Genomic DNA, 12,401 nt, shown 5'->3' with positions numbered 1-12,401 from the left:
GATTCTCCTCTTACTTTTTCTGGGCGGCGAACAGGGCGTCGAGCTTTTGCTCGAAGCTGTGATAGTTGATGCGCTCGTACAGCTCGGCGCGGGTCTGCATGGTGTCGACCACGTTCTGCTGGGTGCCGTCGCGACGGATAGCGGTGTAGACGTTTTCGGCCGCCTTGTTCATGGCGCGGAAAGCCGACAGCGGGTACAGCACCAGACCAACGTCGGCGCCGCGCAGTTCATCGACGGTGAACAGCGGAGTCGCACCGAATTCGGTGATGTTGGCCAGCACCGGCACTTTCACGGCGGCGGCAAATTTCTTGTACATGGCCAGATCGATCATGGCTTCAGGGAAGATCATGTCGGCACCGGCTTCCACGCAGGCGACCGCGCGCTCGATGGCGGCATCCAGACCTTCGACGGCCAGCGCATCGGTACGGGCCATGATGACGAAGTTTTCATCGGTACGCGCATCCACGGCAGCCGCAACGCGGTCCACCATTTCCTGCTTGGTGACGATCTCTTTGCCCGGACGGTGGCCGCAGCGCTTGGCGCCTACCTGATCTTCGATGTGCATGGCGGCGGCGCCAGCCTTGATCATCGATTTGACGGTACGGGCCACGTTGAAGGCGGAGGCGCCGAAGCCGGTATCCACGTCGACCAGCAGCGGCAGGTCGCACACGTCGGTAATGCGGCGCACGTCGGTCAGCACGTCGTCGAGGTTGGAGATGCCCAGATCCGGCAGGCCCAGCGAGCCAGCCGCCACGCCGCCACCGGACAGGTAGATGGCTTTGAAGCCGGCACGTTTAGCCAGCAAGGCGTGGTTGGCGTTGATTGCACCGACGACTTGCAGAGGGGATTCTTCCTGTACAGCTTTGCGGAAAGCGGCGCCTGCGGAATATAGACTCATGTTGTGACCTTTCAATGTTGCGTTAAGTGCTGTCCTTAGTGCAAGCAGCGTGCCATGCAGCCAGCCTATACAAATCAATCACTTAGCAAACTGCAACGTTTCACGCCATTTCAAAATCGTTTCATCTACGTTTCACATTGAAACATCGCAACACCTGCTCTAGAATGCAACCATGCGCCATTCCACTCCCCTGCCCTTCGACGCCAACGACAAACCCGTCATCTGGACGGTATCCGTTTCGCGCCTCTCCGACCTGTTCCGCGACATCACGCTGGAATACGACGACCTCGCCACCATCGAACCCATCAAACTGGGCTTCGACGAAGCGGCGCGGCATATCCGCGAACGCATGGCAACCGAGCGCTGCGATGCCGTGATTGCGGCTGGCTCGAATGCCGCCTACCTGAAGGGCCGTTTATCCGTACCCGTGGTGATTGCACGCTTCAGTGGCTTCGATGTGATGCAGGCGCTGGCGCGGGCCCGCCGCGTATCGGATCGCATCGGCATCATCACCTATCAGGAAAAGCTGCCCGAACTGGCCGAATTTGCCAGTACCTTCGGCTTCGATGTGGCGCAGCGCACCTACGCCACGGAAGAAGATGCGCGCGCCCAGATCAATGATCTGAAAGCGGCCGGCATCAAAGCCATCGTCGGCGCCGGTCTGATTACCGATCTGGCTGAAGAAGCGGGGCTGACCGGTGTGTTCGTGTATTCGGCCACCTCGATCCGCGACGCTTTCGACAACGCGCTGGAAATGGCGCGGCTGACGCAACTGGAATCGAACCGCCACCGCGCCCGCGGCACGGTCGAGAAAGACACGCTGCGCGCCAAGCACGGCATCAACGATCTGCGCGGCGAATCGCTGGCGATGGAAGGCATACGCCAGTCCGTGGTGCTGTACGCGAAATCGGCCGCCACCGTGCTGATACAGGGCGAAACGGGCTGCGGCAAGGAACTGGTGGCGCAGGCCATCCACCGCGAAAGCCCGCGCACGCTGGGCCAGAACCGGCCCTTCGTGGCCGTCAACTGCGGTGCGATTGCCGAGTCGCTGCTGGAATCGGAACTGTTCGGCCATGAGGAAGGCGCGTTCACGGGGGCCCGACGCGGTGGCCACGCCGGCCTGTTCGAGGCGGCCAACCGCGGTACGCTATTCCTCGACGAAATCGGCGAAATGCCGCTGACCTTGCAGACCCGCTTGCTGCGCGTGCTGGAAGAGCGCGAAGTGGTGCGGGTAGGCGGCACACGCCCCATTCCCATCAATGTGCGCATCATCAGCGCCACCCATTGCGACCTCGAACAGCGCGTGCGCGAAGGCCGCTTCCGTGCCGACTTGTTTTACCGACTGGCCGTGCTGCGCCTGACCTTGCCACCGCTACGCGAGCGGCCCGACGATATCGTGCCGCTGGCCGAATGGTCGCTGAAGAATGCACTGGCATCGCTGGGCGCCCGTCCGCATCCCAACCTGCACGCGGAAATGCGCGCGTGCGCACCAGTGCTGCAAGCCTACGACTGGCCCGGCAATGTGCGCGAACTACGCAACCTGACGGAGCGGCTAGCACTATTCCTCGCGGCCGAACCGCTGCAGGCACTGACGCCCGCCTTTGCCCTGAGCGTAGCACCGGAACTGAGCTATGCAAGCCGCCACGAGGCAGCGGCACTAGCTGGCAGTCTAGCCCCCGCACTAGCGCCTATGCCAGCGCCACACGCTGCCAGTGAAAGCGTCAGCGCCGTACTGGCACGCTTTGGCGGGCGGCGCGATGCCGCCGCCGACTATCTCGGCATCAGCCGCACTACCCTGTGGCGCAAACTGCGCGCTGAAGGCCAAAACTAAGCCGGGGTCAGGTCGGGCATTGGCGCAGAGTTCGGCTGGCTTACAGCAAGCACTGCACCAATGCCCGACCTGACCCCTGCACTTTGCCCGACCTGACCCCACAAAAAAAAATCGGGGCGAGGCCCCGATTTTCTTATTCCACTTCGACCGTTTCCGGTGGCGTGCTTGGTGCAGCATCCGGCGGTTCCGGGAACTCCAGTTTGACCTGATCTTTTTCGTCCAGATCTACCGTTACGCGACCGCCCGTTACCAGACGACCGAACAGCAGTTCGTCGGCCAGCGCCTTGCGGATCATGTCCTGAATCAGACGTGCCATCGGGCGTGCGCCCATCAGCGGATCGAAGCCTTTCTTGCCGAGGAATTTGCGCAGATTCTCGGTGAATACGGCTTCCACTTTCTTCTCGTGCAACTGCTCTTCCAGCTGGATCAGGAACTTGTCGACCACACGCAGGATGATCTCCTCATCCAGCGGACGGAAGCTGATGGTGGCATCGATACGGTTGCGGAACTCCGGCGTGAACATACGCTTGATATCCGCCATCTCGTCGCCAGCCTGCTTGGCGGTGGTGAAGCCGATCGACGCCTTCTGCAGGCTCTCGGCACCGGCATTGGTGGTCATGATGATGATCACGTTGCGGAAATCGGCTTTGCGGCCGTTGTTGTCCGTCAGCGTGCCATGATCCATCACCTGCAGCAGGATGTTGAAGATGTCCGGATGGGCTTTTTCGATCTCGTCCAGCAGCAGCACCGCATGCGGTTTCTTGGTGATGGCTTCCGTCAGCAGACCACCCTGATCGAAACCGACATAACCCGGCGGCGCGCCGATCAGACGGCTCACAGCGTGACGCTCCATGTACTCGGACATGTCGAAGCGGATCAGTTCGATGCCAAGGATGAAGGCCAGCTGTTTCGCCACTTCCGTCTTGCCCACGCCGGTAGGACCGGAGAACAGGAAGGAACCGATAGGCTTGTCCGTTTTACCCAGACCAGCACGGGCCATCTTGATGGCCGACGACAGCGCTTCGATCGCAGGGTCCTGACCGAACACCACATTACGCAGGTCGCGGTCGATAGTCTGCAGCTTGCTGCGGTCGTCCTGGTTGACGGTCTGCGGCGGAATCCGTGCGATCTTGGAGATGATGTCCTCGATCTCGGTTTTGCCTATGGTTTTCTTCTGCTTGGATTTCGGCAGGATGCGCTGGGCAGCCCCCGCTTCGTCGATCACGTCGATAGCCTTGTCCGGCAGATGACGGTCGTTGATGAAGCGCGCGGCCAGCTCGGCAGCGGTGGACAGTGCCGACGCGGAATACTTCACGCCATGGTGTTCCTCGAAGCGCGATTTCAGGCCACGCAGAATCTGCACAGTCTGCTCCACGGTAGGCTCGTTCACATCAACCTTCTGGAAGCGGCGGCTAAGTGCGTGGTCTTTCTCGAACACGCCACGGAATTCCGTGTAGGTGGTCGCGCCCACGCATTTCAGCTGGCCATTCGCCAGTGCAGGCTTCAGCAGGTTGGACGCATCGAGCGTGCCACCGGACGCAGAACCGGCACCGATGATGGTGTGGATCTCGTCGATGAACAGGATGCCGTGCGGGTTATCCTTGAGCTGTTTCAGCACGGCTTTCAGGCGCTGCTCGAAATCGCCGCGGTATTTGGTACCGGCCAGCAGCGCGCCCATGTCGAGCGAATACACCACGGCATTCTGCAGGATTTCCGGCACATCGCTCTGGGTGATGCGGTAGGCCAGACCTTCGGCAATCGCGGTCTTGCCCACACCGGCTTCGCCCACCAGCAGCGGATTGTTCTTGCGGCGGCGGCACAGGATCTGGATCACGCGGTCCACTTCCTCTTCGCGCCCGATCAGCGGATCGATCTTGCCTTCGGCAGCAGCCTTGTTCAGGTTCTGGGTGTATTGATCGAGCGGGCTTTCCTTAGGCTGGCCTTCGCTGCTAGGCGTGCCTTCCTCGCCACCTTCCGAAGCTTTGGCCGGTTCGCCCTGCTGATCCTTGCGCACCCCGTGCGAGATGTAGTTGACCACATCCAGACGGGTCACGCCCTGCTGGTGCAGGTAGTACACGGCATGCGAATCCTTTTCGCCGAAGATAGCCACCAGCACGTTCGCGCCAGTTACTTCTTTTTTGCCATTGGACGCCGACTGCACATGCATGATGGCACGCTGGATCACGCGCTGGAAGCCCAGCGTCGGCTGGGTATCCACTTCGCCCGTGCCGGGCACGGTCGGCGTGTTATCACCGATGAAATTGGTCAGCGTTTTGCGCAGGTCTTCGATATTGACGGCGCAGGCGCGCAACACTTCGGCAGCCGAAGGGTTGTCCAGCAAGGCCAGCAGCAAGTGCTCTACCGTGATGAATTCGTGCCGTGCCTGTCGAGCCTCGACAAACGCCATGTGCAAACTTACTTCTAATTCCTGCGCAATCATACTTCCTCCATCACACATTGCAGGGGGTGGCCTGCCTTGCGGGCGTGCGTTAAAACAAACTCCACTTTGGTACTGGCGACGTCTTTGGAAAATACGCCACACACACCTTTGCCGTGCTGGTGCACGCTGAGCATGATTTGCGTGGCCGTTTCGCGGTCTTTATTGAAATACTCCTGAATAATGGCCACCACGAACTCCATCGGGGTGTAGTCATCATTCAGCAGCGCCACCTGATACAGCGGCGGCGGTTTCAGTGCCTGCCGCTCCAGGAGCGCTTCGGTGTCATGCTTGGTTGCCATACGCTTATATTCTAATGCTTTCAGTCTTGTTGCAATGTGATTTCACATAGCTGTGTCTATAGTTTCCATCTTACGCGTTTTCTCGACTTGTCGCAGATGGCTCCCTCTCTTCCAAATTCAAGAGTTGCTTTTTCACCAATTTAATTCAAAGTAGCAAAATGGATACAAATATGCTTGACATTAGAATTTGCTACGCTAACAATGCGTTATCGGCTGCGTGCAGAAATGTACATGTTGATAAGAAGTGAGGCGTGAGGAGGGGGCAAGAAGCTTCTTGCTTTTATGGCTCGTGTGATCCGTTTTAATTTTGAAAGTTCTTTTTATGGCAACAGGTACTGTTAAGTGGTTCAATGATTCCAAAGGTTTTGGCTTCATCACTCCTGATGACGGCGGCGAAGATTTGTTCGCTCACTTCTCCGCAATCAACATGAACGGTTTTAAGACCCTCAAAGAAGGTCAAAAAGTTCAATTCGAAGTCACGCAAGGCCCTAAAGGCAAGCAAGCTTCCAACATCCAATCCGCTTAATTTCTTAAGCAGCAGATGTAAAAAACCTCGCACTGCGAGGTTTTTTTTCGCCCCTGGGTCTCGGTAGCTGTTGTAACCGCCCTACAAAGAGTATCCATGGAGCAACCCTGCCAGCGCGCAGAAGAAGATCACTTTATGCACTTTCTGCTGGTAGCGTATCAGCGCCAGTGCCGCCACGGCGGCGATCAGTGCTGCTGCCAGATCAAACTGCCCTGCCCGGCCCTGCGGCCATAAAACGTTGTAACCGAAGAACAGTGCCAGATTGGCGATCACCCCCACGACAGCCGCCGTGATCCCCGTCAAAGGCGCGGTCAGTTGCAGGTCGTCACGCGTGGCTTCTACCAGTGGGCCACCGGCCAGAATAAAAATAAACGAAGGCAGAAAGGTGAACCATGTCACCAGCAGCGCTGCCACGGTGCCTGCAAGCCACGCTGGCTGCGCGCCGTTCAGCGCCTGCCCGTAGGCGCCCACAAAGCCGACGAAAGCCACCACCATGATCAGCGGGCCGGGCGTGGTTTCGCCCAGTGCCAGACCATCCATCATCTGCGCCGGCTGCAGCCACCCGTAATGCATGATAGCCCCCTGGTACACATAGGGCAGCACGGCGTAAGCCCCGCCAAAGGTCAGCAGCGCCGCCTTGGTGAAGAACCAGCTCATCTGGGTCCAGGTGTGCTGCCAGCCCAGCAGCAACGTAAGCGCGCCCATGGGCAGCAGCCATAACAGCAAGCCGCTGGCCAGCACCAGCAGCAGGCGCAACCAGCGGAACTGGGCGTGCGCAGGCGGCGGCGTGGTGTCGTCGATCACAGCCGCACCATAGTGCTGTTGTACGGCGGCGCCATGGCCCGCGATGCTGAATGCGGCAGGCCGCCAGCGCCCGCCCAGATAGCCGGCCAGCGCCGCCAGCCCGATAATCAAAGGGAAAGGCCAGTGCAAGGCAAAGATGGCCACAAAAGCTGCGGCGGCGATGCCCCACAGCCAGCCATTGCGCAGCGTACGTTTGCCGATGCGGTGCGCCGCCTGCAGCACGATGGCCGTTACGGCCGGCTTGATACCGTACAGCATGCCTGCGAATAGCGGCAGCTGGCCATAGGCCGCGTACAGCCATGACAGCACGATCAGCAACAACAGCGTGGGCAGCACGAACAGCACACCCGCCACCACGCCACCACGGGTACGATGCAGCAGCCAGCCGATATAGGTCGCGAGCTGCTGGGCCTCGGGACCGGGCAGCGTCATGCAGTAATTGAGTGCATGCAGAAAGCGCCGTTCCGAGATCCAGCGGCGCCGCTCCACCAGCTCCTGATGCATGAGCGCGATCTGGCCGGCCGGACCACCGAAACTGATGCAGCCCAGCAGCCACCAGTAACGTACGGCCTGCCAGAAACCCGGCGTGGCCGGACTGCTTTGCGGCTCCTGCTGCGCCATTTACTCTCCCCGTACGGAAATAAAAAAGGCCCGCTTCATCGCTGAAGCGGGCCCTCTATGCTAATGCAAGAATTACATGTTGGCGATCATCACGTCGCCGAAGCCCGAGCACGAAACCTGGGTTGCGCCTTCCATCAGGCGGGCGAAGTCGTAGGTGACTTTCTTCGAGTCGATCGATTTTTCCATCGACGAGATGATCAGGTCAGCAGCTTCAACCCAGCCCATGTGACGCAGCATCATTTCAGCCGACAGGATCAGCGAACCTGGGTTCACATAATCTTTGCCAGCGTACTTAGGTGCGGTACCGTGGGTCGCTTCGAACATCGCGACGGAATCCGACAGGTTGGCGCCTGGAGCGATACCGATACCGCCCACTTGTGCTGCCAGTGCGTCGGAGATGTAGTCGCCGTTCAGGTTCAGGGTAGCGATCACGCTGTACTCTGCTGGACGCAGCAGAATCTGTTGCAGGAACGCGTCAGCGATCGAATCCTTGACGATGATGTCTTTACCGGTCTTAGGATTCTTGAATTTGCACCATGGGCCGCCGTCGATCAGTTCTGCACCGAATTCGGTTTGTGCCAGTTCGTAAGCCCAGTCACGGAAGCCACCTTCGGTGTACTTCATGATGTTGCCTTTGTGAACGATGGTCACGGATGGCTTGTCGTTGTCGATCGCGTACTGGATCGCTTTGCGTACCAGACGCTGTGTGCCTTCTTTCGACACTGGCTTGATGCCCAGACCCGAGGTCTCTGGGAAGCGGATTTTGGTCACGCCCATTTCCTTGATCAGGAAGTCCATCAGTTTCTTGGCGCCTTCCGAACCTTGCTGGTATTCGATACCGGCATAGATGTCTTCCGAGTTTTCACGGAAGATGACCATGTCGGTTTTCTCTGGCTCTTTCACTGGCGAAGGCACGCCGGTGAAGTAACGCACTGGGCGCAGGCAGACGTACAGGTCCAGCTGCTGACGCAGGGCCACGTTAAGCGAACGGATACCGCCGCCAACTGGAGTGGTCAGAGGGCCTTTGATGGAAACCACGTAGTCTTTCAGTACCGTCAGGGTTTCTTCTGGCAGCCATACGTCCGGACCGTACACATTGGTCGATTTTTCGCCAGCGTAGATTTCCATCCAGCTGATCTTGCGCTTGCCAGCGTAAGCTTTGGCAACAGCAGCATCGATCACTTTGATCATGACTGGGCTGATGTCGACGCCGGTACCGTCACCTTCGATGTACGGAACGATAGGGTTATCTGGTACATTCAGGGAAAAATCGGCGTTGACGGTGATTTTCTGGCCGTCGGCAGGTACTTTGATATGTTGATACATCGTGATCTCCGAAGTGGACGCTAGACTAGCAGCGAGCTGCTATCAGGCAGGAATTAGTTGCACGGTGGTACATTTGTCCGAAGTCTTCTATAAGACATAAGACGGGCGTTTCACATTATGCACGAGTATTTTACTAGGCGCTACGGTTTTTCAGATACTGGCCAATAAGCCTACACCAAAAACACCCCAAGAAAAGTATGTCTCTCATTCTATTTAACAAACCTTTCCAGGTACTGTGTCAGTTCTCACCACAGGACGGCCGCGCGACGCTGGCCGACCACCTCAGCATTCCCAACATCTACCCTGCCGGCCGGCTCGACGCCGACAGCGAGGGACTGATGCTGCTTACCGACGACGGCAAGCTGCAGCATATGATAGCCCACCCCGACCACAAGGAAGCCAAGGTCTACATCGTGCAAGTGGAAGGTGTACCGGACGCAGCAAGCCTGGCGAAATTACAGGCGCCGCTTGATCTGGGCGACTTCGTCACCAAACCTTGCAAGGCGGTGCAGATCGAAGCGCCGGAGTGGCTGTGGCCACGCAATCCGCCCATCCGCGAGCGGGCCGATCAGCCCACCAGCTGGCTAGCGATTACGCTGCAGGAAGGAAAGAACCGGCAGGTGCGGCGCATGACGGCGGCCGTGGGCCTGCCCACACTGCGGCTGGTACGCACCGCCATCGGCGGCATTTCGCTGGCCACCCATCCGCTGATGCCGGGCGAATGGATGGAAGTTTCGCCCAAGGATATAAATACCTGAGCAAAGCGGCAGCGCGGCCAGCCTGTGCAAACGGGCTGGCCTGCACTGGCCATTTACGACAGGAAAAACCCGTCGCGCAAGCACAAAAACCCGCACCAGCCAGAGGCCAGTACGGGTTTTTAAACAGCTAACTTCCCGTGAGGGAAATTAAGCGGCCAGTGCTTTCAGAGCAGCGGCCAGACGGCTCTTATGGCGAGCTGCCTTGTTTTTGTGGATGATCTTCTTGTCGGCGATGCTGTCGATGGTCGACACGGACGATTGGAAGATAGTCGTTGCAGCAGCCTTGTCACCAGCTTGGATCGCTTTGCGAACTGCTTTGATCGCGGTACGCAGGGTCGAGCGCTGAGCCGAATTGTGAGCGTTTTGCTTAACTGCTTGACGAGCACGTTTGCGCGCTTGTGCGGTATTTGCCATGGAATTTCCTAAAACAGGGTAAAGGTTCGTTTGCAAACATTTATGTTTGCCAAGCAGGTGCAATTCATTGCATCTGCCGATCAAACTACTGCTTGCCAAACATTAGTGTCTGCATAACAGAATTTTGTACAGCCTGCGATTATAGCGATATTTTCCGTCAGGAGCAACTATAATCATGCCCCATGAACTTGCTTAAAACTCTAGCCGCCATCTCCAGCATGACCATGCTGTCCCGCGTTACCGGCCTGTTGCGTGAAACCCTGTTTGCCCGAGCCTTTGGCGCCGGCGCCTATACAGATGCCTTCATCGTCGCGTTCCGCATTCCCAACCTGCTGCGCCGATTGTTTGCCGAGGGCGCTTTCTCGCAAGCCTTCGTGCCTATTTTATCCGAGTACAAGAACCAGCACGGTCAGGAAGCCAGCAAGACCCTGGCCGACCATGTGGCCAATACGCTGGTCTGGGCCACGTTATTCGTTAGCGCCATCGGCATCCTCGGCGCCCCCGTCTTTGTTTACCTGATCGCCACCGGCCTCGACCAGCAAGCTGGCGCTTTCGATGCAGCCGTCTGGATGACGCGCCTGATGTTCCCGTATATTAGTTTCATGGCTTTCGTGGCACTGGCGGGCGGTATCCTGAATACCTGGCGCGAGTTCAAGATACCGGCATTCACACCCGTGCTGCTCAATCTCTCCTTCATCGCGGCCTCGCTGTTCCTGCAATCGCATCTCGAACAACCGATCTACGCTATGGCGATCGCCGTCTTCATCGGCGGTATCCTGCAGGTGGCTATCCAGATCCCGGCCCTGATCAAGATCGGCATGCTGCCCACGCTATCATGGAATCCGGCCGCCGGCCTCGGCGATCCGGGCGTACGACGCGTACTGAAAAAGATGGGACCGGCCGTGTTTGCCGTATCGGCCGCGCAGATCAGCCTGATGATCAACACCAGTATTGCCTCACGTCTGGCCGAAGGCAGTATCTCGTGGCTCTCCTATGCCGACCGCCTGATGGAATTCCCCACCGCTCTGCTGGGCGTGGCACTGGGCACCATCCTGCTACCCAGCCTGTCCAAAGCCCAGTCGGACGGTGACCCGCAAGAATATTCGGACCTGCTGGACTGGGGCCTGCGCCTGACCTTCCTGCTGGCCCTGCCGGCCGCCGTGGGACTGGCCATGCTGGCCGAACCGCTGATTGCCACCCTGTTCCACTACGGTAAATTCACGGCCGAAGCGGCCACACAGTCTGCCCGCCCCCTGATTGCGTATAGTGCCGGCCTGCTGGGGATTATTCTGGTGAAAACGCTGGCGCCAGCATTTTACGCACGGCAGGACATCCGCACGCCGGTGAAAATTGCCACGGGCGTACTGATTGCCACCCAGCTGATGAACTGGCTGTTCGTCCCCTATCTGCAAGTTGCGGGGCTGGCGCTATCGATAGGCCTGGGCGCCTGTATCAATGCCGGCTTCCTGTTTGCCGGGCTGCGCAAACGTCGCATCTATATGCCGAAACCGGGCTGGCCGCTGTTCTGCCTGAAGCTGGCGGTCGCCTGCGTCCTGATGGGCACTGCCGCCTGGTATGGCGCGCATGAGGTCAACTGGCTAGCTATGCAGCACCATACTATGCTGCGTATCGGCGCACTGTTGCTGGTCATCGGCGCCTGCGCGACCGTATATTTCGCCGTACTGCTGGCACTGGGCTTCCGCCTGCGCGACTTCAAGCGCAGCGCCCGCTAACATGGGACTGGCGACTGGCTGTAGCCAGCCCCATAGACTGACACTCACTTGGCGCTGCGCCGCCCTTCCGGGCGGCCGTGCCAGTCTACGGACGAAAAAAAACCCGCCTTAGCGGGTTTTCTAAGTCAGCTGTAAATCAGGCTGCTTTTTTTGCCTTGCGGCGAGCAACAACACCCAGCAGAGCCAGGCCACCCAACATCATGCCATAGGTTTCTGGTTCTGGAACTGCAGTAATGGTGTAGGTGCCGCTATAGTTACCGCCCACTTCGCTAGTGCCGTTCAGTTGCAGAACGAAAGGAACAACACCATTGGTCGCTACGCCGAAGAACTTCAGCGTACCAAAACCTGGGATATTGGTCTCAGTTGCAGTACCCAGCGTGTGGTTCAGGTTCGAGGTCAACGCATTGAAAGTCAGCAATTGGCCAGTAATCGACACGCTAATCGAGTAGTTCTGGTGCTTGGACAAACCATCGAAGGTAATGACGTCCTGACCGCTCGACAGAATGCCGTCGTCAACAACCGACAGGAAACCGTGAGTTTTGCCATCGGCAACAACGGTAATGGTCTGGTCGCCTGCGAAGGCACTGAACGACGCGGCAGCCAGCAAGGCACCAGCAGCAAAAGTTTTCAATTTCATATGATTTCCTTAATCAGACGAATTGTGGCGTCGCTGTGCGTGCCACTAATTAATTAACAGGAGTGCTACAGTCATAATCATAACATAAGAAAGCCAAAAATAATTGCAAATTTT

At 58.2% G+C, this 12,401-nt stretch carries 11 protein-coding genes; 4 read left to right on the top strand and 7 right to left on the bottom strand.

Annotated features, from left to right (window positions below; all coding sequences use genetic code 11):
* Positions 1 to 10: 10 nt before the first annotated feature.
* Entirely contained in the window at positions 11 to 898 is an 888-nt protein-coding gene (gene prpB, locus GTP23_RS20350) for a methylisocitrate lyase (protein ID WP_161036762.1), read from the bottom strand.
* 172 nt (positions 899 to 1,070) lie between these two features.
* On the opposite strand from prpB, the gene prpR reads away from it, so the two are divergent.
* Entirely contained in the window at positions 1,071 to 2,729 is a 1,659-nt protein-coding gene (gene prpR / locus GTP23_RS20345) for a propionate catabolism operon regulatory protein PrpR (protein WP_161036761.1), read from the top strand.
* A 133-nt stretch (positions 2,730 to 2,862) separates the two neighbouring features.
* Here the strand turns inward: prpR and clpA are convergent, their stop codons facing one another.
* Complete coding sequence (gene clpA / locus GTP23_RS20340; protein WP_161036760.1) at positions 2,863 to 5,169, bottom strand: ATP-dependent Clp protease ATP-binding subunit ClpA; 2,307 nt, start codon at positions 5,167 to 5,169, stop codon at positions 2,863 to 2,865.
* On the bottom strand, positions 5,166 to 5,468 hold the full coding sequence (clpS, locus tag GTP23_RS20335) for an ATP-dependent Clp protease adapter ClpS (RefSeq protein WP_155434756.1): 303 nt from the start codon (positions 5,466 to 5,468) through the stop codon (positions 5,166 to 5,168). The genes clpA and clpS overlap by 4 nt, the downstream gene beginning before the upstream one ends.
* A gap of 322 nt (positions 5,469 to 5,790) precedes the next feature.
* On the opposite strand from clpS, the gene cspE reads away from it, so the two are divergent.
* Complete coding sequence (gene cspE, locus GTP23_RS20330) at positions 5,791 to 5,994, top strand: transcription antiterminator/RNA stability regulator CspE (RefSeq protein WP_008446468.1); 204 nt, start codon at positions 5,791 to 5,793, stop codon at positions 5,992 to 5,994.
* A gap of 81 nt (positions 5,995 to 6,075) precedes the next feature.
* Here the strand turns inward: cspE and chrA are convergent, their stop codons facing one another.
* A complete protein-coding gene (gene chrA, locus GTP23_RS20325) occupies positions 6,076 to 7,419 on the bottom strand; it encodes a chromate efflux transporter (RefSeq protein WP_161036759.1) in 1,344 nt (447 codons plus the stop codon).
* Between the two features lie 72 nt (positions 7,420 to 7,491).
* Entirely contained in the window at positions 7,492 to 8,745 is a 1,254-nt protein-coding gene (gene icd, locus GTP23_RS20320) for an NADP-dependent isocitrate dehydrogenase (protein WP_155434754.1), read from the bottom strand.
* Positions 8,746 to 8,942: 197 nt separating this feature from the next.
* On the opposite strand from icd, the gene GTP23_RS20315 reads away from it, so the two are divergent.
* Positions 8,943 to 9,503: a pseudouridine synthase gene (locus GTP23_RS20315; RefSeq protein ID WP_161036758.1), complete on the top strand. Its 561-nt coding sequence runs from the start codon at positions 8,943 to 8,945 to the stop codon at positions 9,501 to 9,503.
* A gap of 147 nt (positions 9,504 to 9,650) precedes the next feature.
* Here the strand turns inward: GTP23_RS20315 and rpsT are convergent, their stop codons facing one another.
* A complete protein-coding gene (gene rpsT, locus GTP23_RS20310; protein ID WP_154359505.1) occupies positions 9,651 to 9,917 on the bottom strand; it encodes a 30S ribosomal protein S20 in 267 nt (88 codons plus the stop codon).
* Positions 9,918 to 10,099: 182 nt separating this feature from the next.
* On the opposite strand from rpsT, the gene murJ reads away from it, so the two are divergent.
* Complete coding sequence (gene murJ, locus GTP23_RS20305) at positions 10,100 to 11,650, top strand: murein biosynthesis integral membrane protein MurJ (protein WP_161036757.1); 1,551 nt, start codon at positions 10,100 to 10,102, stop codon at positions 11,648 to 11,650.
* 136 nt (positions 11,651 to 11,786) lie between these two features.
* Here murJ and GTP23_RS20300 read toward each other — a convergent pair whose 3' ends face one another.
* Positions 11,787 to 12,287 (bottom strand): FxDxF family PEP-CTERM protein, encoded by a 501-nt coding sequence (locus GTP23_RS20300; RefSeq protein WP_161036756.1) that lies wholly within the window; start codon positions 12,285 to 12,287, stop codon positions 11,787 to 11,789.
* Between the last annotated feature and the right edge of the window lie 114 nt (positions 12,288 to 12,401).

This window comes from Duganella fentianensis (assembly GCF_009857835.1).
In the GTDB taxonomy this organism is placed as follows: domain Bacteria; phylum Pseudomonadota; class Gammaproteobacteria; order Burkholderiales; family Burkholderiaceae_D; genus Rugamonas; species Rugamonas fentianensis.
Note: the sequence above shows the minus strand (reverse complement) of the source record. Positions and strands in the feature narration are given on the sequence as shown.